Origin of the sequence: Paenibacillus sp. EKM211P (genome assembly GCF_011066175.1) — a bacterium.
Lineage (GTDB): Bacteria > Bacillota > Bacilli > Paenibacillales > Paenibacillaceae > Paenibacillus > Paenibacillus polymyxa.
Genome location: NZ_JAAMNS010000092.1, coordinates 1 through 238, shown reverse-complemented (window position 1 = coordinate 238; position 238 = coordinate 1). Strand labels below are relative to the sequence as shown.

Annotated in this window: 3 tRNA genes; all 3 read right to left on the bottom strand. The window is 52.9% G+C overall.

Annotation, left to right across the window (positions count from 1 at the left end):
* Positions 1 to 3 precede the first annotated feature (3 nt).
* The 3 genes from G9G57_RS25530 to G9G57_RS25520 all read right to left on the bottom strand — a co-directional run bounded on the left by G9G57_RS25530 (position 4) and on the right by G9G57_RS25520 (position 238).
* A tRNA-Glu gene (locus G9G57_RS25530) sits at positions 4 to 75 on the bottom strand.
* Positions 76 to 86: 11 nt separating this feature from the next.
* Positions 87 to 159, bottom strand: a tRNA-Thr gene (locus G9G57_RS25525).
* Between the two features lie 3 nt (positions 160 to 162).
* Positions 163 to 238, bottom strand: a tRNA-Asn gene (locus tag G9G57_RS25520).

Genomic DNA, 238 nt, shown 5'->3' with positions numbered 1-238 from the left:
CTATGACCCGTAGGGGATTCGAACCCCTGTTACCTCCGTGAAAGGGAGGTGTCTTAACCCCTTGACCAACGGGCCATCCTGTAACAAGCTCTCAACCGGGATCGAACCGGTGACCTCATCCTTACCATGGATGCACTCTACCTACTGAGCTATGAGAGCAAATGGCTCCCCGAACAGGACTCGAACCTGTGACAACTCGATTAACAGTCGAGTGCTCTACCAACTGAGCTATCAGGGA